At 72.5% G+C, this 25108-nt stretch carries 27 protein-coding genes; 18 read left to right on the forward strand and 9 right to left on the reverse strand.

The features are described from left to right. Positions 1–29: 29 nt before the first annotated feature. Both ACIQMJ_RS29835 and ACIQMJ_RS29840 read right to left on the reverse strand, forming a co-directional pair. Positions 30–242, reverse strand: a complete 213-nt coding sequence (locus ACIQMJ_RS29835; RefSeq protein WP_499764310.1) for an acyl-CoA carboxylase subunit epsilon — start codon at positions 240–242, stop codon at positions 30–32. Next, the gene (locus ACIQMJ_RS29840) at positions 239–1870 is read right to left on the reverse strand and encodes an acyl-CoA carboxylase subunit beta (protein ID WP_499764311.1); all 1632 of its coding nucleotides are present in this window, start codon (positions 1868–1870) and stop codon (positions 239–241) included. Before ACIQMJ_RS29840 ends, ACIQMJ_RS29835 begins: the two co-directional genes overlap by 4 nt. Positions 1871–2046: 176 nt before the next feature. Here ACIQMJ_RS29840 and ACIQMJ_RS29845 point away from each other — a divergent pair, with 176 nt between their 5' ends. From ACIQMJ_RS29845 to ACIQMJ_RS29885, 9 genes are read left to right on the forward strand one after another with little or no spacing between them, the layout of a single operon-like run. Continuing rightward, entirely contained in the window at positions 2047–2835 is a 789-nt protein-coding gene (locus ACIQMJ_RS29845) for a biotin--[acetyl-CoA-carboxylase] ligase (RefSeq protein WP_499764312.1), read from the forward strand. 48 nt (positions 2836–2883) lie between these two features. Continuing rightward, positions 2884–3414: a PH domain-containing protein gene (locus ACIQMJ_RS29850; RefSeq protein WP_499764313.1), complete on the forward strand. Its 531-nt coding sequence runs from the start codon at positions 2884–2886 to the stop codon at positions 3412–3414. Then, entirely contained in the window at positions 3401–4330 is a 930-nt protein-coding gene (locus ACIQMJ_RS29855; protein ID WP_499764314.1) for a hydroxymethylglutaryl-CoA lyase, read from the forward strand. The genes ACIQMJ_RS29850 and ACIQMJ_RS29855 overlap by 14 nt, the downstream gene beginning before the upstream one ends. 10 nt (positions 4331–4340) lie before the next feature. Beyond that, entirely contained in the window at positions 4341–4898 is a 558-nt protein-coding gene (locus ACIQMJ_RS29860) for a GNAT family N-acetyltransferase (RefSeq protein ID WP_499764315.1), read from the forward strand. Beyond that, positions 4895–5578: an adenosylcobinamide amidohydrolase gene (locus ACIQMJ_RS29865; RefSeq protein WP_499764316.1), complete on the forward strand. Its 684-nt coding sequence runs from the start codon at positions 4895–4897 to the stop codon at positions 5576–5578. The genes ACIQMJ_RS29860 and ACIQMJ_RS29865 overlap by 4 nt, the downstream gene beginning before the upstream one ends. Next, complete coding sequence (locus tag ACIQMJ_RS29870) at positions 5575–6090, forward strand: YbaB/EbfC family nucleoid-associated protein (protein WP_499764317.1); 516 nt, start codon at positions 5575–5577, stop codon at positions 6088–6090. The genes ACIQMJ_RS29865 and ACIQMJ_RS29870 overlap by 4 nt, the downstream gene beginning before the upstream one ends. Continuing rightward, positions 6087–6395, forward strand: coding sequence for a WXG100 family type VII secretion target (locus ACIQMJ_RS29875; RefSeq protein ID WP_499764318.1), 309 nt, complete (start codon positions 6087–6089; stop codon positions 6393–6395). Before ACIQMJ_RS29870 ends, ACIQMJ_RS29875 begins: the two co-directional genes overlap by 4 nt. 14 nt (positions 6396–6409) lie before the next feature. Next, the gene (locus ACIQMJ_RS29880; protein WP_499764319.1) at positions 6410–9052 is read left to right on the forward strand and encodes a glycohydrolase toxin TNT-related protein; all 2643 of its coding nucleotides are present in this window, start codon (positions 6410–6412) and stop codon (positions 9050–9052) included. Next, on the forward strand, positions 9049–9354 hold the full coding sequence (locus tag ACIQMJ_RS29885) for a hypothetical protein (protein WP_499764320.1): 306 nt from the start codon (positions 9049–9051) through the stop codon (positions 9352–9354). Before ACIQMJ_RS29880 ends, ACIQMJ_RS29885 begins: the two co-directional genes overlap by 4 nt. Here the strand turns inward: ACIQMJ_RS29885 and ACIQMJ_RS29890 are convergent. Together ACIQMJ_RS29890 and ACIQMJ_RS29895 are read right to left on the reverse strand one after the other, a co-directional pair. Next, positions 9341–10615, reverse strand: coding sequence for an ATP-binding protein (locus tag ACIQMJ_RS29890; RefSeq protein WP_499764321.1), 1275 nt, complete (start codon positions 10613–10615; stop codon positions 9341–9343). The genes ACIQMJ_RS29885 and ACIQMJ_RS29890 overlap by 14 nt on opposite strands. Then, complete coding sequence (locus tag ACIQMJ_RS29895; RefSeq protein WP_499764380.1) at positions 10615–11280, reverse strand: response regulator transcription factor; 666 nt, start codon at positions 11278–11280, stop codon at positions 10615–10617. Before ACIQMJ_RS29895 ends, ACIQMJ_RS29890 begins: the two co-directional genes overlap by 1 nt. 39 nt (positions 11281–11319) lie before the next feature. Between ACIQMJ_RS29895 and hisN the strand changes: the two genes are divergently transcribed. After that, entirely contained in the window at positions 11320–12105 is a 786-nt protein-coding gene (gene hisN / locus ACIQMJ_RS29900; protein ID WP_499764322.1) for a histidinol-phosphatase, read from the forward strand. A gap of 4 nt (positions 12106–12109) precedes the next feature. On the opposite strand, the gene ACIQMJ_RS29905 is transcribed toward hisN, so the two are convergent. The 3 genes from ACIQMJ_RS29905 to ACIQMJ_RS29915 are packed head-to-tail and all read right to left on the reverse strand — an operon-like array spanning position 12110 to position 15523. Next, entirely contained in the window at positions 12110–12658 is a 549-nt protein-coding gene (locus ACIQMJ_RS29905) for a GtrA family protein (RefSeq protein WP_499764323.1), read from the reverse strand. 37 nt (positions 12659–12695) lie between these two features. Further along, a complete protein-coding gene (locus tag ACIQMJ_RS29910; RefSeq protein WP_499764381.1) occupies positions 12696–13211 on the reverse strand; it encodes a GtrA family protein in 516 nt (171 codons plus the stop codon). Between the two features lie 35 nt (positions 13212–13246). Continuing rightward, positions 13247–15523 carry a sigma-70 family RNA polymerase sigma factor gene (locus tag ACIQMJ_RS29915; protein WP_499764324.1) on the reverse strand — a complete coding sequence of 759 codons (2277 nt, stop codon included), beginning with the start codon at positions 15521–15523 and terminating at the stop codon, positions 13247–13249. Positions 15524–15671: 148 nt separating this feature from the next. Here ACIQMJ_RS29915 and ACIQMJ_RS29920 point away from each other — a divergent pair, with 148 nt between their 5' ends. Then, positions 15672–16478: a GGDEF domain-containing protein gene (locus ACIQMJ_RS29920; protein WP_499764325.1), complete on the forward strand. Its 807-nt coding sequence runs from the start codon at positions 15672–15674 to the stop codon at positions 16476–16478. Between the two features lie 115 nt (positions 16479–16593). Here ACIQMJ_RS29920 and ACIQMJ_RS29925 read toward each other — a convergent pair whose 3' ends face one another. Continuing rightward, a complete protein-coding gene (locus tag ACIQMJ_RS29925) occupies positions 16594–17073 on the reverse strand; it encodes a ricin-type beta-trefoil lectin domain protein (protein ID WP_499764326.1) in 480 nt (159 codons plus the stop codon). 288 nt (positions 17074–17361) lie between these two features. Between ACIQMJ_RS29925 and ACIQMJ_RS29930 the strand changes: the two genes are divergently transcribed. From ACIQMJ_RS29930 to ACIQMJ_RS29955, 6 genes are all read left to right on the forward strand, one after another. Continuing rightward, the gene (locus ACIQMJ_RS29930) at positions 17362–17751 is read left to right on the forward strand and encodes a GntR family transcriptional regulator (RefSeq protein WP_499764327.1); all 390 of its coding nucleotides are present in this window, start codon (positions 17362–17364) and stop codon (positions 17749–17751) included. After that, entirely contained in the window at positions 17748–18617 is an 870-nt protein-coding gene (locus ACIQMJ_RS29935) for an ABC transporter ATP-binding protein (RefSeq protein ID WP_499764328.1), read from the forward strand. Before ACIQMJ_RS29930 ends, ACIQMJ_RS29935 begins: the two co-directional genes overlap by 4 nt. Further along, positions 18614–19594: an ABC transporter permease gene (locus tag ACIQMJ_RS29940; RefSeq protein WP_499764329.1), complete on the forward strand. Its 981-nt coding sequence runs from the start codon at positions 18614–18616 to the stop codon at positions 19592–19594. Before ACIQMJ_RS29935 ends, ACIQMJ_RS29940 begins: the two co-directional genes overlap by 4 nt. A 133-nt stretch (positions 19595–19727) precedes the next feature. Next, positions 19728–20924 carry a 5-(carboxyamino)imidazole ribonucleotide synthase gene (locus ACIQMJ_RS29945; protein ID WP_499764330.1) on the forward strand — a complete coding sequence of 399 codons (1197 nt, stop codon included), beginning with the start codon at positions 19728–19730 and terminating at the stop codon, positions 20922–20924. Then, complete coding sequence (gene purE / locus ACIQMJ_RS29950) at positions 20921–21427, forward strand: 5-(carboxyamino)imidazole ribonucleotide mutase (protein WP_499764331.1); 507 nt, start codon at positions 20921–20923, stop codon at positions 21425–21427. Before ACIQMJ_RS29945 ends, purE begins: the two co-directional genes overlap by 4 nt. A gap of 52 nt (positions 21428–21479) precedes the next feature. Next, positions 21480–22643, forward strand: a complete 1164-nt coding sequence (locus ACIQMJ_RS29955; RefSeq protein ID WP_499764332.1) for an acyl-CoA dehydrogenase — start codon at positions 21480–21482, stop codon at positions 22641–22643. A 160-nt stretch (positions 22644–22803) separates the two neighbouring features. On the opposite strand, the gene ACIQMJ_RS29960 is transcribed toward ACIQMJ_RS29955, so the two are convergent. Further along, positions 22804–24324 carry an ATP-binding protein gene (locus ACIQMJ_RS29960; RefSeq protein WP_499764333.1) on the reverse strand — a complete coding sequence of 507 codons (1521 nt, stop codon included), beginning with the start codon at positions 24322–24324 and terminating at the stop codon, positions 22804–22806. A gap of 446 nt (positions 24325–24770) precedes the next feature. On the opposite strand from ACIQMJ_RS29960, the gene ACIQMJ_RS29965 reads away from it, so the two are divergent. Then, positions 24771–25100, forward strand: coding sequence for a hypothetical protein (locus ACIQMJ_RS29965; protein ID WP_499764334.1), 330 nt, complete (start codon positions 24771–24773; stop codon positions 25098–25100). Positions 25101–25108: the final 8 nt, after the last annotated feature.

Genomic DNA, 25108 nt, shown 5'->3' on the forward strand with positions numbered 1-25108 from the left:
CAGCCGGCGGCGGTCGACGAAGAACCTGGTCAGTACGGCAGGGCGGAGGACCGCCAGGCGCCAGGGCCGTGCGGCAGTGGGCGCCGGACCTGCCTGGACTTGTCCGACCACGCCGACCGGCGCGGTTCGTCCGCGGTGGGACCGCCGGCCGAGGCGAGGCCGACCACGACCGCCGTCACGGCGGCCAACTCGACGTCGTCCGGGTTGCCGCGCACCACCCGGAGGTGCGGCGCCGCGCTCACAGCGGGATGTTCCCGTGCTTCTTGGGCGGCAGCACCTCGCGCTTGTCGCGCAGCATCGCCAGTGCCCTGGCGACGTACGAACGCGTGAAAGAGGGAGGGATCACACTGTCAACATAACCGCGTTCGGCCGCCACGTAAGGGTTGCAGAGGGTGTCTTCGTACTCTTGCTGCAAACGGGCCCGAAGCGCGTCGACGTCCTCCCCCGAAGCCGCGGCGTTGGCCAACGTCTTGCGGTGCACGATGTTCGCCGCGCCCTGCGCGCCCATGACCGCGATCTGCGCCGTCGGCCACGCCAGGTTGATGTCCGCGCCCAGGTGCTTGGACCCCATCACGTCGTACGCGCCGCCGTAAGCCTTGCGGGTGATCACGGTGACCAGCGGCACGGTCGCCTCGGCGTAGGCGTAGATCAGCTTCGCGCCGCGCCGGATGATGCCGTTCCACTCCTGGTCGGTGCCGGGCAGGAAGCCGGGCACGTCCACGAACGTCAGCACCGGGATGTTGAACGCGTCGCAGGTGCGCACGAACCGCGCGGCCTTCTCCGAGGCGTCGATGTCCAGGCAGCCCGCGAACTGGGTGGGCTGGTTGGCCACCACGCCGACCGAGTGGCCGTCCACCCGGCCGAAGCCGACCAGGATGTTCGGCGCGAACAGCGGCTGGACCTCCAGGAACTCGCCCTCGTCCAGCACGCGGGTGATGACCTCGTGCATGTCGTAGGGCTGGTTCGCGGAGTCCGGGATGAGGGTGTCGAGCTCGCGGTCGGAGTCGGTGACCGAGTCCTCGACCGAGCCGTGCACCACGTCGTCGGGCGCGTCGAAGACCGGCGGCTCGGACATGTTGTTGGCGGGCAGGTAGGACAGCAGCTCCTTGACGTAGGAGATGGCGTCCTCCTCGTTGTCGCCGAGGTAGTGCGCGTTGCCCGACTTCGTGTTGTGCGTGCGCCCGCCGCCCAGCTCCTCGAAGCCCACGTCCTCGCCGGTGACGGTCTTGATCACGTCCGGGCCGGTGATGAACATGTGCGAGGTCTGGTCGACCATGACGACGAAGTCGGTCAGCGCGGGCGAGTACACGTGGCCGCCCGCGTTCGCGCCCATGATCAGCGAGATCTGCGGGACGACGCCGGACGCGGCCACGTTGCGGCGGAAGATCTCGCCGTAGAGGCCGAGCGAGACGACGCCCTCCTGGATGCGCGCGCCGCCGCCCTCGTTGATGCCGACGATCGGCCGGCCGGTCTTGATCGCCAGGTCCATGACCTTGACGATCTTCTCGCCGTAGACCTCGCCGAGCGAGCCGCCGAAGACGGTGACGTCCTGGCTGAACACGCACACCGGGCGGCCGTCGACGGTGCCGTAGCCGGTCACCACGCCGTCGCCGTAGGGCCGGTTGCGCTCCTGCCCGAAGTTGGTCGAGCGGTGCCGCGCGAGCTCGTCCAGCTCGACGAACGAGCCGGGGTCGAGCAGCATCTCGATGCGCTCGCGGGCGGTCTTCTTGCCCTTGGCGTGCTGCTTCTCCACCATGCGCGCCGAGCCGGCGTGCACGGCCTCCTCGTTGCGCCGGTACAGGTCGGCCAGCTTCCCGGCCGTGGTGTGGACGTCCGGCTCCTCGCCGATGGGGGCGGTCGCACTGCTCATAGCGCGGCAGCTTAACCAGACCGCCACGACCCGGCCGGGGGTAGTAGCCCAGGTCACTGGACGAGGAGTTGACCTCCAGCGCGGTGGAGGTTGCAGGCTTGATCACGGCGATCCGCCCCGCCATCCACACCGCTCCGACACAGCGGGTGGGGCGGGTCGCTTCTACCCTTCGAGCCGTGACCCTGGATGCCGCCGCCCTCCGCTCCGCCCTCTCCGGCCGCTACGCCACCGTCGACGTGGTCGCCGAGACCGGTTCCACGAACGCCGACCTGCGCGCCGCGGCGGCCCGGGGCGCGCACGACCGGACCGTGCTCGTCGCCGAGCGGCAGACCGCGGGCCAGGGGCGGCGCGGCCGGGGCTGGACGTCGCCCTCCGGCGGCGTCTACCTGAGCGTGCTGTTCCGCCCGACGGGCGTGGCGCCCGCGCGGTTGCCGTGGTTGACGCTGCTGGCCGGGGTGGCGCTGGTCCGCACGGCGCGCGGCGTCGGCGTCGAGGCGTCCCTGAAGTGGCCGAACGACCTGCTCGTCGGTGATGCCAAGGCGGCGGGCGTGCTGGCCGAGATCATCGCGGGCCCGGGGCACGCGGTGGTGCTCGGCATCGGGCTCAACGTGGCGAAGCTGCCCGCCGACGTCGAGCCGGGCGCGGGCGGCCTCGTGCCGACCAGCCTGGAGGACCACGCCGGTCCGCTGGACCGCACCGGGGTGGCGATCACGCTGCTGCGCGAGCTGGCCGCGCTGGAGGAGCAGTGGCGACGGGCGGGCGGCGACGAGCCGTCGTTGCGCGAGGAGTACCGCGCGCACTGCGTGACCCTCGGCCGTCCGGTGCGGGTCGAGCTGGCCAGGGGTGAGGCGCTGCTCGGCACGGCCACCCGCGTGGAGACCGACGGCACGCTGGTGGTGCGCGACGACGCGGGTGCCGACCACTCCGTTTCCGCCGGGGACGTGGTGCACCTGCGGGTACGGTGAGGCTCGAGCCGCACGTGGAGGCGAGCCGAGCCACCGAAGGGGACCGTCGTGGCCTACCCGGACGACCTGCTCAGCACCGGCGAGCACGTCGTGATCCACCAGCACCCGCACTGGAAGACGCTGGTCGTCCCGGTGCTCGTGCTCGTCGTCGCGGTCGGCGGTGGCGGTTACCTCGCGGTGCAGGTGGCGGACCTCGGCTGGGCGCCGGTCGCGTGGGCGGTGCCGGCCGCGGTCGTGCTGGTCCTGGTGGCGTGGCTGACGTTGGCGCCGGTGATCCGCTGGCGCACCACGCACTTCATCGTCACCAGCGAGCGGGTGATGTACCGGATCGGCGTGGTCAAGCGGACCGGCCTGGACATCCCGCTCGGTCGCATCAACAGCGTCCGCTTCGAGCACTCCCTGCTGGACCGGGTGCTCGGCTGCGGCACGCTGATCGTCGAGTCGGCGTCGGACGAGCCGTTGGAGTTCGACGACATCGGGCGGGTGGAGAAGGTGCACTCGATGCTGTACCGGGAGATCAACGACAACCCGGCCGACGACCACCGGCCGGAGGACAGGGTCGCAGATGGGCGCGCGTGAAGTCGGCCTGCCGGACACGGTGGGCGCGGGCGGTCTGCCGGACCGCGTGACGATCTGGGAGGTCGGACCGCGGGACGGGCTGCAGAACGAGTCGGAGGTCGTGCCGGTCGGCACGAAGCTCGAGTTCCTGGACCGGCTGGCCGACGCGGGCGGCACGGTGCTGGAGGCCACGAGCTTCGTGCACCCCAAGTGGGTGCCGCAGCTGGCCGACGCCGAGGAGCTGCTGGCCGGCCTGGTGCGGCGGCCCGGCGTGAGCTACCCGGTGCTGGTGCCCAACGAGCGCGGGCTGGAGCGGGCGCTGCGGGCGGGCGTCGAGCACGTCGCCATCTTCGCCAGCGCCACCGAGACCTTCGCGCGGCGCAACCTGAACCGGTCGCTGGACGAGCAGTTCGCCATGTTCGACCCGGTCGTGTCCAAGGCCAAGGCCGAGGGGCTGGCGGTGCGCGGGTACGTGTCGATGTGCTTCGGCGACCCGTGGGAGGGCGCCGTGCCGCGCGAGCAGGTCGTCGGCGTCGGCAAGCGGCTGCTGGACATGGGCTGCGACCAGTTGTCGCTGGGCGACACGATCGGCGTGGCCACGCCGGGGCAGGTGACCGCGCTGCTGGCCGGGTTCGACGGCGTGGACCGGCTCGCCGTGCACTTCCACGACACGTACGGGCAGGCGTTGGCGAACACGCTGGCCGCGATGCAGTCGGGCGTGCGCACGATCGACTCGTCGGCGGGCGGGCTGGGCGGCTGCCCGTACGCGGAGTCCGCGACCGGCAACCTGGCCACCGAGGACCTGGTGTGGATGCTGGACGGGCTCGGCGTCGAGCACGGCGTCGACCTGGACAAGCTCGCCGACACCAGCGCGTGGATGGCGCAGCGGCTGGGCCGGCCGAGCCCGTCGCGGGTGGTCCGGGCGCTGCGGGGGTAGCGCGGTGCGGGTGGTCGAGCTGACCCCGGGGACCTGGCCGTCGCTGGAGGAGCTGTTCGGGCCCAACGGCGCGCGGTCCGGCTGCTGGTCCACGTGGTTCTTCCAGACCAGCGCCGAGATGCGGGCCAACGGCTCGGCGGGGAACAAGGAGCTGCCGCGCGCCCGCGTCCGGTCCGGCGTCCCGGTCGGGCTGCCGGCGTTCGGGGACGACGACCGGCCGGTGGGGTGGGTCGCGGTCGCGCCGCGGTTCGGCTACGTCCGGTTGGCGCGCACCAAGGTGGCCGCCCCGGTGGACGACGGCCTGACCGACGTGTGGTCGGTGACGTGCTTCGTCATCCACCGCACGGCCCGCCGCCGCGGTGTGGGCGCGGTGTTGCCGGAGCACGCCGTCCGGTACGCGCGGGAGCACGGCGCGCGGTCCGTCGAGGGCTACCCGGTGGACACCGCCGGCGCGAAGAAGGGGTCCGGCGACCTGTACCACGGCACGCTGGGCATGTTCACCGACGCGGGGTTCGAGCTGGTGGAGCGCCGAGGCGCGAACCGGGCGCTCGTGCGGCTCGCGCCGTGATCGAGCGGCACCCCGGCGTCCTGGTGTGGCGGTTGCCGGAACCCCTGCTGGCGATCTCGTCCGGCCCGCACGGCGGCGGCCTCGGCGTCCGGCACTGGGCGCTGAACGCGACCGTGCCCAAGGACTACGCGCGCCACGACCCGGACGCGCACGTCGCCGAGATCGCGGCCGACCTCGGGTTGCGCGGTCCCGGCACCGGGCTGCTCACCGCCGTGGACGTGCGGGACGTGGTGGTGGAAGTCGACGGCGGCGTGCGGTCGTGGGTGACGACCGGGATCGGCGCGCACCCGACGTGGGCCGCCGGGCCGCCCGTCGAACGGCTGCCGAGCGTCGGCACGATCAACGCGGTGTGCGTGCTGCCGGTGCGGTTGGCGGACGCGGCCTTGGTGAACGCGGTGGCGACGGTCGCGGAGGCGAAGGCGCAGGCGTTGGGAGAGGCGGGCGTGCCGGGCACCGGGACGGTCACCGACGCGGTCGTGCTGCTGTGCCCCGTGAACGGTCCGGTGGAGCCCTACGGCGGGCCGCGGTCGGTGATCGGGTCGGCGTTGGCCCGAACGGTGCACCGCGCCGTGCACACCGGGATTTCCCTCGAACGGTCGGGAACCGGCACCGGGGTCGTAACGTCCAACGCGCGACCGACGACCATGCCCGGCGACGGCGAAGACCGGAGGTGGCCGTGACGACCGATCACCGCGCCCAGGTGGACGAGCTGCTCGCCGACTACCGGCGCAGCCGCGACCAGCTGGCGTCCGTGCAGCGCGACCTGGCCCGCGTCTCCGGGTCGGCGACCAGCCCCGACGGCGCGGTGACGGCGGTGGTCGACGCCCGGGGTGCGCTGACCGACCTGGAGCTGGCAGACGGCGCGTACCGGTTGCGGCCGGCGCAGCTCGCCGAGCTGATCGTGCGCACCGCGCGGGAAGCGGTGGCCAGGGCCGCCGAGGACGCCTACCGGGCGTTGAGCCCGGTGCTGCCCGCCGGCACGGACCCCGAGGCGTTGTTGCGCGGCACGGCCGACCTGCGGCCGGAGGAGCTGCGGCCGGAGGAGCTGCGCGCCGAGGAGGCCGGGCCGGCGCGACCGGCTCGACGCCGTGCGGCCGTGGACGACGACGAGGACTTCGAACAGCGCGACTGGCTCGACGCCGATGCCGCCGGCATCCCGAGCCCGGGCCCGACCGCGAGGAGAACGAGATGACCGGCTTCCGGACCGACCTCGCCCGCCTCGCCGAGGGGGCCGCCGACTTCACCGCGTTCGCCGAGCGGGCCGGGAAGATCGCGGGCGAGCTGGGCGGCGTGCTGGACTCGATCGGCGAGTGCTGGGGCGCCGACGCGATCGGGCAGAGCTTCGCCGCGAGCCACGTGCAGCCGTCCGGTGCGGCGTTGAGCGGGTTGAGCGGGTTGAGCGCCGGGTTCGGCGGCGTCGGGGAGCGCTTCGCCGAGACGGCACGCACGTACGGCGAGGTCGAAGAGGGCAACCGCAACGCGCTCGGCGCGATCTGACTCAGGGGGCCGTGATGGGGATCGAGCTGCCGGCCGAGCTGGCCGATGTCGCCGCGAAGGCCGGGGTCTCGTGGCCCCAGGCCGACGAGGACAAGCTGCGCGCGTCGGCCGCGGCGTGGCGCGAGGCGGGCGCGAAGCTGTCCACGCTGGCGGGCGAGTCCGACGGTTCGGCGGGCAAGGCGCTGGCCGCGATGACCGGGTCGACCGGTGACGCGGCGCGCGGCCACTGGAACAGGTTCACCGCGCCGGACGGCACGCTGAACGCCGTGCTGCGCGGCTGCCACGCGGCGGCCGACCGGTTGGACCACGCGGCCGAGCAGGTCGGCGCGGCCAAGGTCGAGCTGGTGCGCGAGCTGGTGAACCTGGCGAAGAACAACGACGCGGCGCAGCAGGCGGCCAACGCCGGGCACCCCACGGCGTTGCTGGGGCTGGACACGGCGGTGCGCGGCGCGGCGGCGAACGTCGCCCACCTGACCCACACGTTGACCAGCGCGGTCCGGCTGGACAGCGGCGTGCTGGTCGGCGGCCACCAGCCGCCGGTCGACGCCAACCCCGGCGTGCACGCGCCCGGCGACGCGGGTCACGGCAGCGGTCACGGTCAGCCGCAGGGCGGCGCCGTGCCCGGCGGCCAGGGCGGTGGCGGCCAGGGCGGTGCTCCGCTCGGCGGCCTGCTGCCCGGGCTGGTCGACACCCTGCTGCCCGGCGGGTCGGAGAGCACCGTCCCGGCACCCGCCGGCGCGGGCAGCGGCCCGGCTCCGGGTGGCCCGGCCCCCGGCGGTGCCGGCGCGACCGCGGGCACCAGTCCGGCTCCCGGCCTGGTCGGCGGTCTGCTCGGCGCGGTGACCGACACGGTGGGCGCGGTGGCCGAGCCGGTCCTGGACGTGGTGGAGAAGGTCGCCCCGCCGGTCGCGGCCGTGGTGGAACCGGTGCTGGACAAGACCGGCGAGACCGTCCAGCACCTCGGCGGCGTGGTGGACGACACGGTCGGCCGCACCGTCCAGGGCGCGGCGGACGTGGCGCACGGCGTGGCCGAGACCGCGGCCCCGGGCCACGACAACGCACCCGGCCGATCCGGTGCCGCACCCGGCCAGGGCCACGCGCCCGGCCTCGGCAACCTGGTCGAGAACGTGGTGAACCCCGTGGTCGGCGCGGCGAACCCGGTCGTGGACGCCGTCACCCGCACCGAGGGCACGGTGCACCAGTCGTCGGCGGCGGTCCTGGACCGACCGCTGCTGCCGCCCGCCGAAGCGCCGCACGCGACCGCCCAGCCCGCGACGCCCGCCGCGAACCAGGCGGGTCCGCAGGGGCCGTCGTTCGGCGGCCCGTCGGTCGGTGGTGGCGCGCCCGCAGCGGCTCCGGCGGCAGCGGCAGCGGCCGTGGCGCAGGGCCCGGCCGCGAACGCGACCACCCAGGCACCGGGTCAGCAGGCCGGTGCGCAGGCCGCGCCGAAGGCCGAGGCGCGTGCCGCCCAAGCCACCCAACCGGGTCAGCCCCAGTCCGGTCAGACCCAGTCCGGTCAGACTCAGTCCGGTCAGTCGTCGGGTCAAGGCCAGGGCCAGTCGGGCCAGGGCCAGAACCAGGGGCAGGGCGCTCAGGGCAAGGGCGAAGCCGCCCCGAAGGCGGACGGCCAGGCCAAGGCGGACGCGCAGGTCAAGACCGACGCGCAGCCGAAGGGCGAGGTCCAGGCCAAGGGCGAGGTCGAGGATCTCCGCCAGGAGGTCAAGGACGCCCTGGACGCCGTCGGGCAGCAGGTCAAGGAGGGCGACCTCGCGTTCGCGATCGTCCCGATCCCGGTCGGCGGGCGCGACGCGATCGCCCCGCCGCTCCCGGCCGGCTCCGCGTCCGCGGTCCTGCCGGCCGAACCGGACGACACCCCGGCCGGGCCGCCGGTGCGGGCCGCGCAGACCGCCGAGCCGACCACCGAAGCGGCCGCGGTGTTCCTGCTGCACATGTTCCCCGGCGGCACGCTGCCGCCGCCCAGCGCCAAGCCCGCGCGCCAACTGCCGCCGCCGTCGGAGGACGAGACGTTCGCCGCCGGGCTGCGCTTCGAGCCGCAGGGCCACCCGGACGGCGACCTGGTCGACGCCTCCGCCCAGTACGGCCTGGACCTGCGCGCGGTGAGCCAGGACGCGCTGCGGTCGCGGCTCTCCGGCGCCGAGCCGGCCGCGCCCACGTCGACCGACCCGGTCCCCGCGGTCAACCGGCCGCGCCCGGCCCTCTTGCCCGGCGCCGCGCCCGACCCCGTGCTGCTGGACGGCTACGACCCGCTGGCGGGCATGCACGAGCGCGACTGGGACCGCCGGTTCCTGGTCCGCGCCGACCCGCCCGAGTACGCCTGGCCGCCCGGCGAGCTGTTCCCCGAGGGCGGCTACGAGGCGGGCCGGCCCGGCGTCCTCGCGGTCGGCGTGGAGCTGGACCGGTTCGGCGGGCCCGAGGGACGCGTGCTGTCCCAGCTCGGCACCCCCTTCGCGGAACGGTCGCTGCCGCCCGCCCTGGTGGACGCGGGCTACCACCGCTACCGGGTCACCAAGGTGCTGCCGGTGTGGTTCACCCTGTCCGCCGAGTGGTTCGGCCAGCCCGGCGGCGGCGCCCGCTTCCGGGCCACCTACCCGGTCGCCGACCTGGTCGCGCTGGGCTACCTGGAGGAGATGGCATGAACGCGGAGTCGATCCAGGGCTGGCTGCTGGCGGTCGGCGTGCCCGCGGAGGTCGTGTCGATCGGCGCGGAGGCCGACAACCGGTGGTGCCTGGTGCCGACCGAGGAGGGCGTCGAGGTCTTCTGGCGCGAGCAGGGCAACCGGTACGACTGGGCGGCGTTCACCAGCGAGGACGTCGCCTGCCACTACCTGTTCGGCCGGCTGGTGTGGGCGCAGGTCGTGCGCGGCGCGGTCGGCGTGCTGCCCCAGCCCGCGGCCCCCGGGCCCGTGACCCCGGAGCCCGCCGCGCCTACCGAGGCGTGAGGTCGGTCCGCCAGGTCACGCCCACCACGTCCTCGGCCTTCGGCACGGGCAGGAACAGCGCGAACGTCGCCGGCCGGGCGGTGGACAGCTCCAGCCGCCCGCCGTCGGCGTCGACCAGGGCCCGCGCGAGCGCCAGGCCCACACCGGTCGACCCGCCGCCGGACACGCCGCGTTCGAAGATGTGGTGCGCCAGCTCGTCCGGCACGCCCGCGCCGCCGTCGGCGACCTCCACGACCACCGTGCCGTCGTCGCGGCGCGCGGAGACCACGACCTGACCCTCGCCGTGCCGCAGCGCGTTGTCCAGCAGCACGCCGATCGCCTCCCGCAGCCGCGCGGGCGTGGCCCGGGCCAGCAGACCGTCCGGCACCCGCACCCGCAACGCGCGCCCGACCCGCCGCAGCGGCTCGCGCCACTCCTCGGCGATGGCCGTCAGCTCGGTGCCGAGGTCGAGCGGCTCCGCGCCCACCGCGCGGGCGGCCCGCGCCGCGGCCAGCATCTCGTTGAGCACCTCGGCCAGCCGTTCGGCCTGCTCCAGCGCGGCCCGCGCCTCGGCCGCCGTGTCCGCGTCCGGGTGCACCGACAGCGCCTCCAGCCGCAGCTGCAACGCGGTGAGCCTGCTGCGCAGCTGGTGCGACACGTCGCCGACCAGCTCCCGCTCCCGCTGCACGAGCTCCGCCAGCGCACCCGCCGACCGGTCCAGCGCATCGGCCACCAGGTCCAGCTCCGGCACGCCGTGCCGCCGGTCGTCGCGCCGGAAGTCACCCGCGCCCAACCGGGCCGCGCGCGCCGCCACGTGCCGCAACGGCTGGGCGAGCTTGCGCGCGGTCACCGTGGCCACCACCGTGCCGGTGCTCACCGACAGCACGACCAGCAGCACCACCAGCGCCGCCACCTGGTACTGCGCGGTGTGCATCGGCGCGGACGACAGCTCCAGCCGGACCGTGCCCTGCTGCGCGATCGGCACCTCCACCGACAACGGGTCGGGGCCGGGCGTGCGGCCGAACTCGTGCGCGCCGTCGGGCGTGGTCACCAGCAGGTGGCCGCCCTCCGGCACGCCGACCTCCACCGGCCCGAGGTCGATCTCCCGGCCGTTCGCGATCTGGTCGTCGATGGACGCGGCGATCCGCTGGGCCCGCGCGGCCAGGTCGGTGCGCGCGCCGTCCTCCACCAGCCGCAGCGCGGTGTAGCCCAGCGGCAGGCCCAGGGCGAACCCGGTGACGGCGACGGCGAGCAGGATGGCCCGCAGGATCCGGCTGCGCATCAGTCCGCGGTGTTGAAGCGGAAGCCGACGCCGCGCACGGTCGCGATGCGGCGCTCCACCGACCGCACGTCGCCGAGCTTGCGGCGCAACCACGACATGTGCATGTCGAGGGTCTTGCTGCTCTTGAGCTCCGGGTCGTTCCAGACCTCGGACAGGATCTCGTCGCGGTGCACCACCTGGCCCGCGCGCTGGATCAGCACGCGCAGCAGCTCGAACTCCTTGTTCGCCAGCTGCACCTCCAGCCCGTCCACGGTGACGCGGCGCGCGGCGAGGTCCATCCGCACGCCGTTGACCTCCAGCGTGCCGGGCGCGCGGCGGCGCAGCAGGGCGCGGATGCGGGCCATCAGCTCCGCCAGCCGGAACGGCTTGGCCACGTAGTCGTCCGCGCCCGCGTCCAGGCCGACGACGAAGTCGACCTCGTCGGACCGGGCGGTCAGCATCAGCACGGGCAGGCCGCGCCCGGCCGCGCGCAGCCGGCGGCACACCTCCAGCCCGTCCATCCCGGGCAGGCCGAGGTCGAGCACGAGCAGGTCGACGCCGCTGTGCTCGGCGGCGGCCAACGCGCCCGGACCGTCGGCGACGACCTGCACCGTGTACCCCTCCCGCTGCAACGCGCGGGACAGCGGTTCGGCGATCGCCGGGTCGTCCTCGGCCAACAAGACCACGCTCACACCACCCAGCGTAGGCGTGGCACGATCCCGTGCGTGTCCGACCTTCGCGCAGATCTGTCCCTGGCCCTCCGCTTGGCGGACGAGGCCGACGCGATCACCACCGCCCGGTTCCGCGCCCGCGACCTCGTGGTGGAGCGCAAACCGGACCGCACGCCGGTGACGGACGCGGACGTGGCGGTCGAGGACGCGATCCGCGCGGTGCTCGCGGTCGAGGCGCCGGACGACCAGGTCGCGGGCGAGGAGCGCGGCGGCACGGCGGGCGACGGCCGGGCGTGGGTGCTCGACCCGATCGACGGCACCAAGAACTTCCTGCGCGGCGTCCCGGTGTGGGCGACGCTGATCGCGCTGGTCCAGGACGGCGTGCCGGTGGTCGGCGTGGTGAGCGCGCCCGCCCTGGGCCGCCGGTGGTGGGCGGCCGCGGGCGGTGGCGCGCACACGTCGGACGCGTCGGGGGAGCGGGAGATCTCCGTGTCGGGGGTGCGTGAGCTGTCCGACGCCTACCTGTCCACCACGCACCTGGGCACGTGGGTCGAGCACCACTCGCGCGAGGCGTACCTGGCGCTGGTCGACGCGTGCTGGGAGAACCGGGCGTTCGGCGACTTCTGGCAGCACTGCCTGGTCGCGGAGGGCGCGATCGACGTGGCCGCGGAGCCGATCGTGAACCCGTGGGACGTCGCGCCGTTCCAGGTGCTGGTGCGGGAGGCGGGCGGCCGGTTCAGCGACCTCGGCGGCGTGGAGCGGTTCGACGGCGGCACCGTGCTGTCCTCCAACGGGCACCTGCACGACGCGGCGCTCGGGGTGCTGGCCGGGAACCGCTGACCGGTCAGGAGCCGCCGGGGGTCTCGTCGGCCTTGCGGTCGTAGGCCCTGGTCACGCGGCGCGGGCGGAAGTCGGCGGTGGGGAAGACCCACTTCTTGTAGCCCCACCAGCGGAACGCCATGGCGATCAGGGTGCCGATGATCTGCGCGCTGACGAAGTCGGCGACCTCTTCGCCGAGCCTGGTCACGTGCGGCTCCTGGAAGTGCAGCAGGTAGCGCGACACCCACAGCGGCAGCGAGTTGAGCGCGATGCCGATGCCGTTGATCAGGAAGAACAGCGCGGCCTCGTGGTGCCGCTCGCGCCCGCCCCTGGTCTTGAACGACCACTCGCGGTTGAGCACGTACGACACGATGGTGGCCACCAGGGTCGCCACGATCTTCGCGGTGACCGGCTTCTCGCTCAACACGGTCGTCTTGAGGACGAGGAAGATGACCGTGTCGATGACGAAGCACGTGCCGCCGACCACCGCGAACTTCAGCAGCTCTCGGTGCTTGAGGGCCAGCGAGCGCAACGGCTCGGGCAGGCGCAGGACGACGCTCTCGACAACGGACACCCCGGCAGTCTACGGAAAGCCGGGGTGAAAGCCCTGTTCAGGCGACTTCGCGCTGCTCCGCGACGACGTGCAGCGGTCGCACCGACGGGCGCGCGTCGGCCTGCGGGAAGACGAACTTGCGCATCGCCCAGAACTTGAAACCCGTGGCCAGGAGCATGCCGATCACCGATCCGGCGACGAAGTCGGCGATCTCCGAGTGCAGGTCGAACACGTGCCGCGACACGTACAGCGGGGCCAGGTTCACCCCGATGCCGAGGCCGCTGACGAGGAAGAACAGCGCGGCCTCGTGGTGCCGCTCACGCCCGCCCCTGGTGTGGAAGGACCACTCGCGGCTGAGCACGTACGACGAGATGACCGCGACCAGCACCGCGATGGCCTTGGCCGTGACGACCTTGTCCTGCAGCACGGTCAGCTTCAACGCGTACCAGACGCCGTTGTCGATCACGAACGTCGTGCCGCCGACGACGGCGAAGCGGATCAGCTCACGGTGCTTGTTGATCAGGAACCGCACCGGTTCCGGCAGAAGGCCCAGAACCCTGCGCACTAGTGGCAGCACCGGGGCAGGTTACCCACCGCGTCACCGAACGATCACGAAGGGGTGTCGCAACGACCCGGCAGCAGGTCACCGACCAGGGGCGGCAACCAGGGCGGCCGTGGGCGGCACGGTTCGCTGCGCGCCGGGGGCGTGGTCGGGGCCGGCGTGGTGGTCGGCTCGGTGGTCGGTTCCGTCGTCGGCCGGGTCGTCGTGGTCGGCTCGGGGGACGGCGTGCTCGTGGGTGCGGGCGTGGTGGTGGTGGTGGTCGTCGGCCCGGCCGGCTCGGTGGTGGTCGTCGGCGGCGTCGACCGGGTGGTGGTCGGCGTCGGCGAGGGTGTCGTCGTCACGACCGGTGGCTCGGGGTCGTCGTGGTCGCCGCCGCCGGGCCGGGTCGAGATCGGCACGTCGACGCTCTCGGACGCGGTGCCGAGGGTCGCCGAGACCCGCACCACGCCCTCGTGGTGCGGCGCGCCGACCGCCCACACCGACAGCCGGAACGACTCGCCGCGCTCCAGCGGCACCTGGCACACGACCCGGTCCCACGACCGCTCGCAGCCGGGCCACAGCGCGACCAGCGTGATGTGCCGGTCGGACTCCACGACCAGCCGCAGGTCGCCCGGCCGGCCGCCGGTGTTGGTGGCCTTGATGTCCAGTCGCGGGTCCCAGAACCCGTGCTGCCGGCGGTGGACCAGCAGCTCCAGGTCGTCGTGCACCGGGCGCACCTCGACGTCGACCGCGATCGCCACGCTCACCGACGTGCCCGCGTTGACCGTGCCGGTGATCCGCCCGGTCGTCGCCTGGTAGTCGGCCTGCACCCGGAAGACGAACGTCGCCGTGCCGCCGGGCGCGATGCCCTGCGCGGTGGCGCACGTCACCGCGCCCGTGCCGGCCGGGCAGGCCACCGTCTGGTCGGCCGCGCCGTCGAGCCGGAGCAGGCGGTCGCCCGCGAAGGACGCGGCGGGGCCGACGGACCGGACGCCGGGCGGCAGGACGAGCGCGGCGCCGGCCGGCTCGGACGGGGTCTCACCGGAGTTGCGCACGGTGATCGGCAGGTCGACCGGGTCGTCGCCGGGGGTCAGGGTGAACCCGCTGGGCACCACCGGCACGAGGTTCGGCGGCGCGGGCTGCGGCTCGGGCTCCGGCTGCGGCTGCGGCTGCGGCTCGGGTTCCGCGGAGGGCGCCGGTTCCGCGGAGGGCGCGGGTTCGGTGGTGGGCGCGGGTTCGGTGGTGGGCGCGGGTTCGGTGGTGGGCGCGGGCGCGGGTTCCGGCGAAGGCTCGGGCGACGGCACGGGAGCGGGTGGTGGCGGGTTGGTCGCCGGCGGCTGGGCGGGCTGCGTGGTGGGCACCGGCGCGGCCTGCGCGGCCGGCACCTCCTGCTCGTCCCCGGCCGCCAGGCCGATCGCGACCGCGACCACCAGGGCGGCGGCCGAGACGGCGGCGCCGAGGAACTGGCGCGGTGCGGACGCGGCCGCGCCGGCGGCGCCTCCCGCACCCGCGGCGGCGGCGACGGTGGCCGCCTTCGCCGTGCCCGCGCCCGCCGCGGCCAGGTAGCCGGACGCGCCGACGCCGAGCACCAGGGGCGCGATGATCCCGCGCAGCGCGCCGTTGACGTCGGCCAGCTCGGCGGCCAGCGCCCGGCAGCCCGGGCACTCGTCCAGGTGGGCCTCGACCTGCGTGGTCTCCCGCTTGGACAGCCCGCCCCGGGTCCACGCGCCGAGCTTGTCGACGGTGGCGCGGCAGCGCTCGGCCTGCGTCTCGGCCAGGTGGACCTGGAGGTAAGCCTGCTTGAGGCCCTCGCGGGCGCGGTAGGCCAGCGCGGACACGCCGTTGGCGGTCAGGCCGAGCAGCGGCGCGACCTCGGCGGGCGACTGGCCCTCGATCTCGGTGTGCCACAGCACGGTCTGCCATCGCTCGGGCAGCCGGGCGAACGCCCTGGCCGCCAGCGACCGCTCCAGCCCGGCCACCGCGGTGTCGGAGAACGGCACGCTGGTCGCCTCGGGCGCGACCTCGGCCACGTCGTCGGCCAGCTCCAGCTTGCGGTCGCGGCGGGTCTTGTCGTAGGCGGTGTGGCGCAGCGCGGTGAGCAGGTAGGCGCGGAACGCCGAGTCGGGCCCGCGGCCCGCCCGCAGCGCGTCGAGGACCTTGGCGAAGGCGTCGGCGACCAGGTCGTCGGCTTCGGCGGACGACCTCGCGAGCTGGCGCGCCAGGTTGTGCGCGGCGGTCACGTGCCGCTCGTAGAGCTGCCCGTAGGCGTCGATGTCCCCGCCGCGCACGGAGTCGATCAGCTCCGCGTCGCTCGGTCCCTGGACTTCGGCAGGAACGGTCGCCACGTTGTCTTCCCTCCTCGCGCGGCGCCAGTGTGACGCACCAGGTCGCGCACCGTCACCCTGAACCCCCCGACTGGGTGGACTCAATGCCGTCATGGATGACCTCGGGGCACGTCTCGTAGGCGGAAACCGACGTCGAGGAGGCATCCGGGTGGGTGTTCGGGAAGCGGTCACGCGGCGCTCCGGCGCTGAAGGGTCGCGGGCACTGCGGTCGAGGTGGCGCACCGCCACGATGGCCGCGGGCTGGGCGTTCCCGGCGGACTGGCCGTTGGCAGAGGTCGACGACGTGTGCCGGGCCGTGCTGGACGGCGGTGACGCGTGCGCGGAGCTGCACCGGCTCGGGGCGGCGCGGGCCGAGTCGGGCGCGGGACTGGCCGAGACGCTGCTCGACCTGGCCGCGTTGCACGCGGTGCTGGAGGAGCCGCCCGGGTCGACCGGGATCGTGTCGCCCAGCGTGGACGCGATCCCGGCGCGGATGCTGCGGTCCACCGCGCTGGGCTGGGCCGACGTGATGAGCAGGCGCGCGGCGAGCTGCGCCGCGGACGACCCGCTGACCGGCCTGGCCACGTCGGCGTACCTCAACACGCGGTTGCGCGAGGTGTACGCCGAGGCGCGGGCGACCGGTCGCCAGGACCACGTGCTGGTCGTGGTGGCGCTGGACCTGACCCGCACGTCCGGGTGGTCGCGCGTGGTGGCGAGGACCTTGCTGGCCGACGCGTTGAAGGAGGTGTTCGACGCGGGTGAGACGGTGGCCTCGGTCGGCACGTCGGTGGCGTGCGTGCTGCTGCGCCGCGACCGGCACCTGATGCGGGCCGTGGCGAACCTGCGCGTGCTCACCGCGGACCGGCTGGCCGTGGACCCGCACGTGGCGCCGACCGGCCCGGTCCGGGTCTGGCTGGAGGAACTGCCCCCGACCTGCGAGGAAGCCCTGGCGCTGGTGGCCGGGTTCGGCCGCTGACACCCCCGCTGCACCCCCGGATGCCGAACCCCTGTCCGGCGTCCGACAACTGAAGACCCCCTCCCCCACGAGGAGCCCGGCGCCTGCCTCCCCAGCGCGCCGGGCTCCTCACCCGTCAGTGGTGGAGGTTCCAGCGCTGGTCGGTCCGCCCGGGGTCGCACGGCGTGAGGATCAGTTCCGCGTACGCGCCGTTGTGCGTGACGCACTGGCCGGACGACCCCGACTCGAAGTGCCAGGAGTAGTAGTCGTCATAGGACCGGCCCACCCACCGCTGGCTCTCGGAGCCGTCGCAGTCGCGGCCCGCGAGCTTGCCGTCGATCGCGGTCGCGCACCACCCGTACATCGTGTCCTTGATGGTGCCGTCGTCGTCCTTGTGCCACTTCTGATTGCCCTCGCCGTGGTACGGGTGGGCGATGACCGGGAACATCGGATCCCAGTCCCAGTTGGTCTGGTCCCACACATCGCCCGGCCGGGTGACGCTTTCGAGCACCCATTCCTCTTGCTGCGCGTCGGGCGTCTCGGCGTTGGACGTCGGCGCGATGAGCAGGGCTGACGCGGCCACGGCGACGGCGGCGAGGATTCGTCCGAATGCCATTCGCATTCCTTTCGGGTGGGTCTTACGAGCACCCCAAGTAAAAGTGCCGGACCGGATTCGCGAGCGCCGAGGACGGCCATTGTGGCGATAAACGACCCGGTCCGGTCGCGGGTGCCCGCCCGCCTGTCACGGACGGGGGAGATGGCGGCACCCCACCGTGGGCGGCACGACTGCCGGTGGGGTGATCGCCTCCCGGGGGTGGTCGCGCCGTGGCGGCTTGACAACCGCCGGCCGTTGCTGAACGGTGTTGCAGTGTCTTAGTTGAGTAACACAATTTGGAGGCGCCGGGTGGAGTTCCGCATCGACCGGTCCAGCGGCCTCCCCGCCTACCTCCAGCTCGTGCGCCAGGTGCGGGAGGCGCTGCGCCTGGGCTGGCTGGGGCCGGGAGACCGGCTGCCGACCGTCCGCGACGTCGTCGCGAGGAGTGGTGTGAACGCGAACACGGTGCTCAAGGCGTACCGCGAACTGGAGCTGTCCGGCCTGGTCGAAGCCCGCCAGGGCTCGGGCACGTTCATCAAGGCCGGTCTCGGCTCGACCGACCCGGAGGTGATGGCCGCATTGAGAACGGGACTGGCCGAGTGGGTCGCGCAGGCACGTGCGGCCGGGTTGGACAGCGAGGACGTCGACGCCCTGGTGCGTTCCGTCCTGGCCGAAGGGGAGGAGGTGGCGGTCCCGTGAGCACCGCTGTCGAAGCTGTGGACGGCGCCGTCGCGGTGCGAGCGCGGTCGCTGGGAAAGCGCTACCGCGCCAAGTGGGCGTTGCGCGAGTGCACGTTCGAACTGCCCAGAGGTCGGGTGGTGGCGCTGGTCGGCGCGAACGGCGCCGGCAAGACGACGTTGATGAGCGTCCTGGCCGGACTCCTCGACGCCGATGAGGGGTCGGCGGACGCGGTGGGCCGGGTGGCGTTCGTGTCGCAGGACAAGCCGGTCTACCGGCACTTCACCGCGACCGACGTGCTGCGCTTGGGCGCGCGGCTCAACGCCGTGTGGGACGAGGAGCGCGCCCGCCGCTGGCTGGCGCGCTTCGAGATCCCGCTGGACCGGGCGTGCGGCAAGCTGTCCGGCGGCCAGCAGGCCCAGGTGGCGTTCGCCCTGGCGGTCGGCTCCCGGCCGGACGTGCTCATGCTGGACGAGCCGCTGGCCAACCTCGACCCGCTGGCCCGCCGCGAGGTGACCGCCGAGCTGCTGAGCGAGGTCGCCGAGACCGGCATGACCGTGCTGCTGTCCACCCACGTCGTGGCGGAGCTGTCCGGCGTGGCCGACTACCTGCTCCTGCTCGCGCACGGTCGGCTCCTGGCGGGTGGTGACCTGGACGAGCTGCTCGACCGGCACGTCAGCTACACCGGCCCGCGCTCGGACGTGCCGCCCGCGCTGGGCGAGGTCGTGCGGGCGGTGCACACCGGCAACCAGTCGACGTTCCTGGTCGAGCTGCCCGAGGGGCGACCGCGGCCGGTGGTGGCGGGATCGTGGGTCGAACGCCTGCCGACGTTGGAGGACTACGTGCTCGCGCAGCTCGAAGCCACCCGGAAGGGAGCGGGCGCATGACCGGCACCACGACGACCGCCGCGCCCGTGACCGAACGCGCCCGCGTCGGGTGGGGTGACCTGGCGTGGTTGACCTGGCGGCAGCACCGGTGGGCGATCGTCGTCACGGCCCTCGCCGTCGGTGCGGTCGCGGCCCTGGCCGTCGGCATGGCGTCGCACGCGGACGCCACCGGCGAGGCCCAGGAGCTGTTCGGCGAGTGGGGGTACCTGGGCGTGAGCCAGGCGCTCGCGTCCGCGACCACGGTCCTGGGCGCGGTCATCGCGGTGTTCTGGGCGGCGCCCCTGCTGTCGCGGGAGTACGAGCAGCGCACGCACCTCGTGGTGTGGAGCCAGGACGTCGGCCCGCTGCGCTGGCTGGCCGCCAAGGTCGTGCTGCTCGGGGTGACCGCCACCGCACTGGCCGCCGTGCTCGGCGTGGCGTTGATCAAGCTGATGAACAGCATGAACGCCGTCGTGACGGGATTCGCGCCGTTCATGCCCTTCTACAGCGACGCGTTCGAGGCCGCACCGCAGGTCCAGGTCGGGTACGCGGCGTTCGGCTTCGCGCTCGGCCTGGCGTTCAGCGCGATCACCAGGCGCACGGTGCTGTCGATGGGGCTCACGCTCGGCGTGTACCTCGCGGTGCGGGCCGCCGTGGCGGGGTTCTGGCGACCGTTCTACCAGGAGCCGCTGCGCAAGGTCGAGACGTACGGGCAGCACACGGGGTGGAACCCCGACAACGTGACGTGGACGGTGCGCAGCAGCTACTCCGACGCGGCGGGCAACGAGATCACCTTCCCGCAGGGGTGCTCCGACACCAGGTCGTACGTGGACTTCACCGAGTGCATGGACGACAGGGGCGTGCACTTCGTCTCCGAGTACCACCCGATCGACCGGCTCGTGCCGTTCCAGCTGATCGAGGCCGGGATCTTCCTGGCGTTCGCCGCCGGTCTGCTCGTGCTGGCGTTCACGTGGGTTCGCCGGGCCCGTCGGGCCTGATGGGACCGGGCTCGCCGCCTTCGCACCGCGGCAGCCCTGCTGAGGGGGGTCTCGCGCGCTTCGAGGAGTGCGCGAGGCTTCCCGCCCGGCCGGGTCCGGACCATCGCGTTTGTGCACGTAGAATCACCGAACCGTGGACTCCCGAACTCGTCTCCCCGTCGTCGGCATGATCGGCGGCGGCCAGCTGGCCCGCATGACGCACCAGGCCGCCATCCCGCTCGGCCAGTCGCTGCGGGTGCTCGCCGAGTCGGACTCCGACCCCGCCGCGCAGGTCGCGCGGGACGTCGAACTGGGCAAGCACACCGACCTCGACGCGCTGCGGGCGTTCGCCAAGTCGTGCGACGTCGTCACGTTCGACCACGAGCACGTGCCGCAGGAGCACCTGCACGCGCTGGTCGCCGAGGGCGTGAAGGTGTTCCCCGGGCCGGACGCCCTGCTGCACGCCCAGGACAAGCTGGTGATGCGCGAGCGGCTGGCGGCGCTGGGCGCGCCCGTGCCGCCGTTCGCCGCCGTCCAGGACGCCGCCGACGTGCTCAAGTTCGGCGCGGAGCACGGCTGGCCGTGCGTGTTGAAGGCGGTGCGCGGCGGTTACGACGGCCGCGGCGTGTGGATGCTGAACACGCCGCAGAGCGCGCAGCGGGTCGTGCCCGAGCTGCTGGCCGCCGGCACGCCGTTGATGGTCGAGCAGTGCGTGCCGATGCGCCGGGAGCTGTCCGCGCTGGTCGCGCGCTCGCCGTTCGGGCAGGGCGCGGCGTGGCCGCTGGTGCAGACCGTGCAGCAGGAGGGGATCTGCGTCGAGGTGCTGGCGCCCGCGCCGGACGTGGACCCGGCGCTCGCCGAGCAGGCGCAGGAGCTGGCGCTGGGCATCGCCGCCGAGCTGGGCGTGGTCGGGCTGCTGGCCGTCGAGCTGTTCGAGACCGAGGACGGGCTGGTCGTCAACGAGCTGGCCATGCGGCCGCACAACTCCGGCCACTGGACCATCGAGGGCGCCCGCACCTCGCAGTTCGAGCAGCACCTGCGGGCCGTGCTGGACTACCCGCTCGGCGCGACGGACCTCGTCGCGCCCGCCGTCGTCATGGCGAACGTCCTGGGCGCGTCCGCGCCGCCCGAGATGGGGCCGGACGAGCGGCTGCACCACCTGTTCGCCCGGTTCCCCGACGCGCACGTGCACCTGTACGGCAAGGCGGAGCGGCCGGGGCGCAAGATCGGTCACGTGACGCTGTTCGGCGAGCGGATGGACGAGGTGCGGCGGCGGGCGGGGCTCGCGGCGCACTGGCTGTCCGACGGTGTGTGGCTGGACGGGTACGACATCCACGGAGGGCAGCAGTGACGCAGGTCGGCGTGATCATGGGCAGCGACTCGGACTGGCCGGTGATGAAGGCCGCGGCCGAGGCGCTGGCCGAGTTCGACGTGACCTACGAGGTCGGCGTGTACTCGGCGCACCGCACGCCGCAGCGGATGCTGGACTACGCGGCCACGGCCGCGTCGCGCGGCGTGCAGGTGATCATCGCCGGGGCCGGCGGGGCCGCGCACCTGCCGGGCATGGTGGCGTCCGCGACGCCGCTGCCGGTGATCGGCGTGCCGGTGCCGTTGAAGTACCTGGACGGGATGGACTCGCTGCTGTCGATCGTGCAGATGCCGGCGGGCGTGCCGGTGGCGACCGTGTCGGTGGGCGGCGCGCGCAACGCCGGGCTGCTGGCCGTGCGGGTCCTGGCGGCGGCCGACCCGGAGCTGCGCAAGCGCATGGAGGCGTTCCAGGCGTCCCTGGCCGAGCTGGTGCTGGAGAAGGACGCGGCACTCCGAGCTGTTGCCGACGGCACAGCGGCGAACTGAGTGAACGCGCGCTAACATCCGGGTAGGACGCCCTACCGGGAGGTAACTTAACGTGGACCCGAGCTTCGGTACCTACCAGCTCGCCGAGGAGCACGAGGCGCTGCGCGAGGCGGTGCGGTCGCTGGCCGACAAGGAGATCGCACCGCACGCGGCCGAGGTGGACGAGCAGGAGCGCTTCCCGGTCGAGGCGTTGAACGCGCTGGTCAAGTCCGGTTTCTCGGCCGTGCACGTGCCGGAGGACTACGACGGCCAGGGTGCCGACTCGGTGGCCACGTGCATCGTCATCGAAGAGGTGGCGCGGGTCTGCGCGTCGTCGTCCCTCATCCCGGCGGTGAACAAGCTGGGCACGATGCCGATCCTGCTGTCGGCGTCGGAGTCGTTGAAGCAGCAGGTGCTGCCGTCCATCGCGTCGGGCGAGGCGATGGCGTCGTACGCGCTGTCCGAGCGGGAGGCCGGCTCGGACACGGCGTCGATGCGCACGCGCGCCCGCCTCGACGGCGACCACTGGGTGCTGAACGGCACGAAGTGCTGGATCACCAACGCCGGCGAGTCGACCTGGTACACGGTCATGGCCGTGACCGACCCGGACGCGCCGAAGAAGTCGCAGGGCATCTCGGCGTTCGTCGTGCACAAGGACGACCCGGGCTTCGTCGTGGGCTCGAAGGAGCGCAAGCTGGGCATCAAGGGCTCGCCCACGCGGGAGATCCACTTCGAGAACTGCACGATCCCGGCGGACCGCATCATCGGCGAACCGGGCACCGGCCTGAAGACCGCGCTGAAGACGCTGGACCACACCCGGCCGACCATCGGCGCGCAGGCGGTGGGCATCGCCCAGGGCGCGCTGGAAGCCGCCATCGCCTACGTCAAGGACCGCAAGCAGTTCGGCAAGTCGATCTCCGAGTTCCAGGGCGTCCAGTTCATGCTGGCCGACATGGCCATGAAGATCGAAGCCGCCCGCCACATGGTCTACGTGGCCGCCGCGAAGGCCGAGCGGGGCGAGCCGAACATCGGCTTCATCACCGCGGCGGCCAAGTGCTTCGCGTCGGACGTGGCGATGGAGGTGACGACGGACGCCGTGCAGCTGTTCGGCGGCGCCGGCTACACCCGCGACTTCCCGGTGGAGCGCATGATGCGCGACGCCAAGATCACCCAGATCTACGAGGGCACGAACCAGATCCAGCGCGTGGTCATGTCGCGCGCCCTGCTCAACGGCTGAACCGGCAGGTTTTCCGCGGTCCCGAAGGCTGCTCATTCGCCAGAATCGGCACGCCTTCGGGCCGCAACCTCGCGGGGACCTGCGAGTCGAACACCGCCATCGTGACTGTACTGTTCGGAACGCCCACGCGCATGGGGCGCCGCTATGGCGGTTCTCGTGCTCAGGCCAGATGATCCAGGCTTCGTTGGCACTCGGTATAGCTGTAGTCGTCTCCCACCTTTGCGAACTGCTCCACGGCCATGCGCATGTACCGCGTCGACTTCGCGCCCTCGCCGAGCTGAGCGTAGGCGATGGCAATTGCGTACATGCACTTTCCGAGTTGCCGTGGATCGTTAGCTCGGCGAAAGTGTGTGAGCGCGATCTCGAAGCAGTCGATCGCCCGCTCGCTCCAACGGTGTGGCAGAACCATCTCCCCGGTCGTCCTGAATTGCACAGCGGCACCCCAGCGATCGTTGAGTGATTCGCTCAAGCGAGCTGCCCGGTAGTGGTTAAGGTAGGCCCGCCAGGCATTGAGCCGCGTGATCGCGGCGGTGCGTTCCTCTGCGGGTTCATCTATCTTCGCGCGCTCGCCGGCGTATACTCGAATCAGGTCGTGGAAGCGGTAGTGAAGGCCGTATTTTTCGATCAGGTGAACACTGACGAGTCCGTTCAATGTCTGTTTCGCCCGAAAGGCGTCGACGTCGGCCAGTGCGGCTGCCGTCTCGTCGGTGATGTCCGGACTGTCGTGCAGGCCCAGTAGTCGAAACGTTCGTCGCAGGTCGGGCGGCAGGGCCTTGTATGACCAAGAGAAGACCGTGCGTATGGCCGAACTCTCGTCCTCGTGGTCCAGTTGGAGTGCATCCAGGCGCTGCCGTTCGACGGAGAGTTCTTCAACGAGCTGCCGTAGATCGGTGGACGGATTGGTTCGGATTCTTTGTGCCACGATCCGCAACGCCAGGGGAAGGTGGTCGCACAGTTTCGCCAACCGCGTCGCGTTGTGGATTTCCGAGTCCACTCTAGCGGGTCCGACGATGTCGCGCAGCAGGGCTATCGCGTCTGCCGATGACAGCAATCCCAATGAGATCGACCGGGCGCCATCGCGCATCGCGAGTCCGGACAGCCGGCTCCTGCTCGTCACGAGTACAAGGCAGGTCGACGAGCCGGGGATGAGTGGACGGACCTGTTCGGGTTTGGAAGCGTTGTCCAGTACTACGAGGACCTGGCGTTTGGCTAGTATCGACCGATACATCGCCATTTTGCCGTCCAGGTCCACCGGTATCCGGGCGTCGCTCACGTTGAGTGATTTGAGGAACCCGTCCAGAACCTCGATGGGATTGGTTGGCTGGTAAGGGTCGTAACCGTGTAGGTTGACGTAAAGGATGCCGTCGGGGAAGTGGTCTTTCACTCGATGTGCCCAATGTACGGCGAGGGCTGTCTTACCGACGCCCGGAGTTCCCGCAATGGCCGAGATGACAACCGGTTCCGTTTTGCCTTCTTCGTCTTTCTCCAGTAGTGCGTCGAGTGTTCTCAGAAAGCTGTGGCGGCCCGTGAAGTGTGTTACGTCGGGTGGTAACTGCTGTGGCACCGGCAGGTTGCTGTCTGTATTGTTGAAGTGAATACCGCCAGTTACACTTCCGGTTTGTACCGCGTTGTGCGGAATGCCGCCCATTTGTGACCAGGTGTTGTTTGTGTGGTCTGCCACTGCGCACTCCGTACACGAGGTTGAACCGAGCTGCCGCTTCGATCTCACGCTGAGCCACTGCACAGCATCGCACGAGGGCGCCTTGATCATGGCCTCGTCCATCGTGATGGGGCGCTCCGGTTGGTGGCGTGTACCGGTGGCGGCGGTCGCCACACCGTCGAAGTGGAACGTTTCACTGGTGCGACCAAGATCATGTCATCACGCCCGCTGTCTCAGGCGCCAGATTCATGATCAGACACTGGTGAGCACCCGCAGGTCGACATCCGGCATCTCGTCCGGGCGCTTGAGGGCGATGTCTCGACGTACGGGTATCCGCACGCCTTTTCGCGCGTTATCACGGCTAGTAGCGGCGCGTTACTCTGATGGTCGAGTGTGTCCTGTGTTTTCCGCCCCTACCGTTGCGTCCCGTTCGCACCGCGGATGACGGCGAAGAGGAAGCAGGGCTCATGAACAGGACCAGGACCGCTGTCGTGGCGCTCGCGATGGGTGTCGGCCTTACGGTGTCCGGCGGTGTCGCGGTTGCCGCACCGGTCGAGGCGGCGGCCGGTGACGTCGGCGTCCAGTGCACCCGGCAGTACGTGCTGACCAGCAACGCGACCCTCCGGTACTCGCCCGGGGGTTCGGTCAAGGCGTACGCGTTCGCCGGCGACAAGTTCAACGTGCCCAACCCGTCGGGCACTTGGTACTACGGCAACCTCTACGACCAGAACAACACCCACTTCGGCGACGGTTACATCCTCGCCTCGGCGCTCGCCTACACCGGTATCTGCTTCTGACCCGAACC

Source organism: Actinosynnema sp. NPDC091369, assembly GCF_044757065.1.
Classification (GTDB): Bacteria; Actinomycetota; Actinomycetes; order Mycobacteriales; family Pseudonocardiaceae; genus Actinosynnema.

Excerpts from the sequence above, each read along its gene's own strand:
- ACIQMJ_RS29840 (WP_499764311.1), bottom strand. The coding sequence starts at position 1,870 with ATGAGCAGTGCGACCGCCCCCATCGGCGAGGAGCCGGACGTCCACACC.
- ACIQMJ_RS29855 (WP_499764314.1), top strand. The coding sequence starts at position 3,401 with ATGGGCGCGCGTGAAGTCGGCCTGCCGGACACGGTGGGCGCGGGCGGT.
- ACIQMJ_RS29875 (WP_499764318.1), top strand. The coding sequence starts at position 6,087 with ATGACCGGCTTCCGGACCGACCTCGCCCGCCTCGCCGAGGGGGCCGCC.
- ACIQMJ_RS29880 (WP_499764319.1), top strand. The coding sequence starts at position 6,410 with ATGGGGATCGAGCTGCCGGCCGAGCTGGCCGATGTCGCCGCGAAGGCC.
- ACIQMJ_RS29885 (WP_499764320.1), top strand. The coding sequence starts at position 9,049 with ATGAACGCGGAGTCGATCCAGGGCTGGCTGCTGGCGGTCGGCGTGCCC.
- ACIQMJ_RS29890 (WP_499764321.1), bottom strand. The coding sequence starts at position 10,615 with ATGCGCAGCCGGATCCTGCGGGCCATCCTGCTCGCCGTCGCCGTCACC.
- ACIQMJ_RS29925 (WP_499764326.1), bottom strand. The coding sequence starts at position 17,073 with ATGGCATTCGGACGAATCCTCGCCGCCGTCGCCGTGGCCGCGTCAGCC.
- ACIQMJ_RS29940 (WP_499764329.1), top strand. The coding sequence starts at position 18,614 with ATGACCGGCACCACGACGACCGCCGCGCCCGTGACCGAACGCGCCCGC.
- ACIQMJ_RS29965 (WP_499764334.1), top strand. The coding sequence starts at position 24,771 with ATGAACAGGACCAGGACCGCTGTCGTGGCGCTCGCGATGGGTGTCGGC.